The 4,055-nt window shown below is 38.2% G+C and carries 1 protein-coding gene and 1 pseudogene; one reads left to right on the top strand and one right to left on the bottom strand.

What is annotated here, in order from left to right; all coding sequences use genetic code 11:
- Nucleotides 1–190: 190 nt before the first annotated feature.
- Entirely contained in the window at nt 191–1,297 is a 1,107-nt protein-coding gene (locus tag F6K13_RS21955; RefSeq protein WP_124146275.1) for a glycosyltransferase family 4 protein, read from the top strand.
- Nucleotides 1,298–2,338: 1,041 nt separating this feature from the next.
- On the opposite strand, the pseudogene F6K13_RS21950 reads toward F6K13_RS21955, so the two are convergent.
- A pseudogene (locus F6K13_RS21950) lies at nt 2,339–3,026 on the bottom strand (IS1 family transposase).
- Between the last annotated feature and the right edge of the window lie 1,029 nt (nt 3,027–4,055).

The raw sequence follows: 4,055 nt of genomic DNA, 5'->3' as shown, positions 1-4,055 counted from the left end.
TCGTCGATCAAATTCTGAGTAAAAAATTTACGCATAAATACTTGCTTGATTAATGACGCAATCACGGCAGCTATGATTTTCTTCTAAAATTCTGTCTCCTGTCTCCTGTCTCCTGACTCCTGATTCTATACTACATTTTGTTGTGCGGAATGTAGGTTTTATGTTCCCTTTGATAATTTAGGCAAAAAAAATGGCAACTGCTCAAGCTAACCTCTTACGATTATTATTTGCTTCTACACCTGTGGGAGCTATTGGTTCAGGTACTGGAGGTGGAGTCGAATTCACATTACAAAATATTGCCCAAGAAATGATTCTCAGAGGACACAAGGTAGATATAGTTGCGCCACAGGGTTCTATAACTAAAGTAGATTGTCCCATTATTGAAATTACCGGAGAACTGCAAGTTAGTATTCAGCAATTAAATCGTGACACCCCCATTTCTATAATCCCTAAATCTGTGCTTACCAGAATGTGGGAATTTATAGGAAAAGAGCAAAATAATTACGATTTGATTGTTAACTTTGCTTATGACTGGCTTCCCTTTTATTTATCTCTATTTTTGAATGTCCCTATTGCCCATCTGGTAAGTATGGGTTCTCTGTCAAAGGCAATGGATGAGATTATAGAAAAAACCAGTATTAGTTTTCCTGGTACTATTGCTGTTCACACAAAAGCTCAGGCAGAAACTTTCTCATTTCCTAGTAGATGTCGAGTTGTGGGAAATGGTATTGACATAAAAAACTATCAATATTGTGATCGACCAAATAATTACTTGGTTTGGGTGGCGCGCATTTCTCCTGAAAAAGGATTGGAAGATGCTGTGGAAGCTGCAAAAAATACTGGTATTCCTTTGAAAATAATGGGTTTGCTTCAGGATAAGTCTTACTGGGAGAGTATCCAGCAAAATTATCCTGATGCGCCAATAGAATATTTAGGGTTTCTACCAATTAAGGAAATGCAGTTAGTGCTGCGACGCAGTCGAGGGTACTTGATGACCCATCGATGGAGTGAAGCATTTGGCATGACTGCCATTCAATCATTAGCTTGTGGTGTGCCTATAATTACCTATAATAAGGGAGGCCCTGCTGAAATTGTGCGTCACGGTCAAACAGGTTGGCTAGTTGAGCCTGGTAATCTAGTGGAATTGGTAAAAGCAATTAACAATCTTGACAAACTTGATCGTTTAGCTTGTCGGCAACAAGCGGAAGCTGAATATTCTATTCAAGTTTATGGAAATCGTATGGAAAATTGGTTCTACGATATTCTGGCTCAGACTAGCTATTCGCTGAGGAGTTAGGAGTTATACCAAGGGTGATAAATATTTGTTGCAAATGGTAGGGACGTTGCATGCAACGTCTGTAGGTCAGAGGGAAGAAGGAAGAAATATTGAAGAAAAATAGAAAAATGATAGAGATAGCTGTCTAAAATTAATTGGAGTAGCTCTTTTTAAGCCAATAAAGTTCAGATAATACTAAAACTCATAAGGTATGGAACCATTAGAGTAGCTCTTGAGCTTACAGAACTGCAAAAAAAATCCTTAACTGAACTGCATTGCTTTTCAACCCTCTCTGATCGAGACGCACCTTCTTGTAGCATTCTTTTTTCAAACTCGCATAACAATATCACGATGGTTAAATATTATCTAACATTGACAGAGCTTTTAATTCCCTGTGCTCATCAGACTTTTTTAAGGATTCAGGTTAATTATCTGTTGAACAATATCAACTAAATAATCCCCAGCAATCTCCCACAGTTCACCATATATACCTACCCAAAAATTGCTATGTCTTCTATCTTTTCTTTGAGCTTCTGTTCATCTATAAATGTAATTTTGAACACCGAATTTTTTGAGAAATTTACCTTGATAAAATCAACCAGTATTAGCAATAGCAAGCAGTGAAATTAAATTAGTCAAACCTTGTACATTACCTAGACTTCCCTCTAGATTATATCCACCTGTTTTACCGAAAAATTGGGGTAGGTGCCTTGCTCTTATAGGGCGACTTTTTATTTGTAAGTGAATTGAATATATGCTAGAGTATTGAATATACGGTAGAGTGTTATAGTTGTCGGGGGGCACTCGGAAACTCTAAACGGACGTTGAGGGAAGCGTCAGACTACCGCCTAGGAAGCAGCACCCTGTGTTGGCGGAGCTATGCGCCACCAAAGCGTCAACCTCCCGAGGAATTAAGGTTCGATAGGAATCCCTGTGCCTTTAGGCCAGAGAGGATGTCAAAGTCTTTAAACATGGCTTCGATGCCCATTCTCCACCGATAAATTTTCAAAACTTCATACAAATTTTTCAGGTTCGTTTATGGTGTTGCACAGTGACGAATGATTAAGGTAATTGAGGGATTTGCTGATGTTTCAAATCATAGATCAGCAAGCGAACTGATTTGCACAACAGATCAATGGACTTGGAGTAGCATAAAGTTTTGCGATGTAACCTAGCGTCCGTAGTGTCTTAAACGCCAATTTTCTCCTTCTACTCTCGTCATTGCTGCGGGTGCTGACCAGGTGATCACAATCCTCGATTAAGCTTGGATTTACCTTGTACCCGTCAGTAATATCAAGAAAACAAGCCCAACCTTGAATCATCTGCCATAATATTGTGAAGGTAACGGCGCAGCGATCGCCTATCACAAACTTGAGAATTCCTGGCATTTGGCTATTTACGACTGTCCAGACCCAAATTTTGTTTTTTTTGAGCCCACAAAAGTTGGCAGTTCATCAAGCGTGAGCAGTTTCAGGAATTTCATAGTTCTCCAAAGCGAATATGTGCTTGGTGCAAGCCGTACCCAGTTAAGCACAGTATTGTGGGAAATACCAGTCACTCTCTCAATGGCTCCCAATCCCATGCCGTTAAGGAACATTTTTATACAAAGCTCTTTAAGATCAGAACTATAGCCGGTAGGACAGGGGTTTGATCGAAATTGACGGCCACAGTCACGGCACAGATAACTCTGTTTTCCCTGACGATGACCATTTTTCACTACTTTATGGCTTTGACAATCAGGACAATCCATCTCTCAATCAAATTCTAGAATATCATTCTCTATTGTGCAACACCTCGTTTATAAGTACCAAGGTTCTTGTCTTGAGTGCGTCTTTCATTCCGAGGATACCAGGGAATTACACACTCGCTTTTTCTACTTTCTGATTATATTTCCCTTTCCAATATGCTCCTAGGTTAAATCTTCCAACACCTTGATTTTGAATAATATTGATCTGGCTCAAAAAAATTTTTGTTCCGGGATATATCTGCAAAGAACTAAGTTTTTCATAGTTTTTCCCAGGTTTTCGATCATAAGTATTCTGTTTTTGTCCAAAAACAAAGTAAATTATTTCAGGTGATTTTTGATTTTTGAGCCAGTGTGATCATTCAACGCCGTGGAATTCACGGTCTCCAATAACTACTAATTCATATTTTTTTAATAAATGTCAAACAGGGTTAATAATTGCCTTTTGTTCTCCTCAGCCTTTTGTTCTCCTCAATTACTGCTGCTCTTTTTCTCTAAAATTTGTCCATAAATAGGTCAGGCTGGTTTTTTGTAGATCACCCCTATTCAAAATATATTATTTTCTTTCCATTGTGTTCTATCTATAGTTAGAATTAACCGACTACCATCCACAAATTCTTGATGAATTATCCTCCTGGTCATGTCGATGCTTTATCAATGGCCAATATTTAGCAAGCGATCGCTTCCAATCATTTGTAACATTCTTTTTTCAAATTGGTATTACCCGGTGGCAAGCTGTCAAAGATGCCAAATGTCCTACTTTTTCTGCGATCTGGGGTAGCAAGTAGGTATAAAATTTTTACCCTTTCTCTATGTTTACCTGTTTTTTGGTCTACAAGCAGCTTTTTTAGGGTCTCTTCTGGCTCAATAATATTAATTTTTAACCCACATTCCGTACGACAAAATGTAGTATGCAAAGATGGTCAAACTTGAGTAAGTATTTAGACTTAAGAAAAAAAAACCTCAAACTGTAAGAGCTGATTTGTAAACTTCGCTAAAAGTCTGATATTACCTAGTTTTTAGCAATTAGGGTAA

It is taken from the genome of Okeania sp. SIO2B9, from assembly GCF_010672505.1.
In the GTDB taxonomy this organism is placed as follows: domain Bacteria; phylum Cyanobacteriota; class Cyanobacteriia; order Cyanobacteriales; family Microcoleaceae; genus Okeania; species Okeania hirsuta.
The sequence above is the reverse complement of the archived record's forward strand: the minus strand, read 5'-3'. Positions and strand labels throughout refer to the sequence as shown.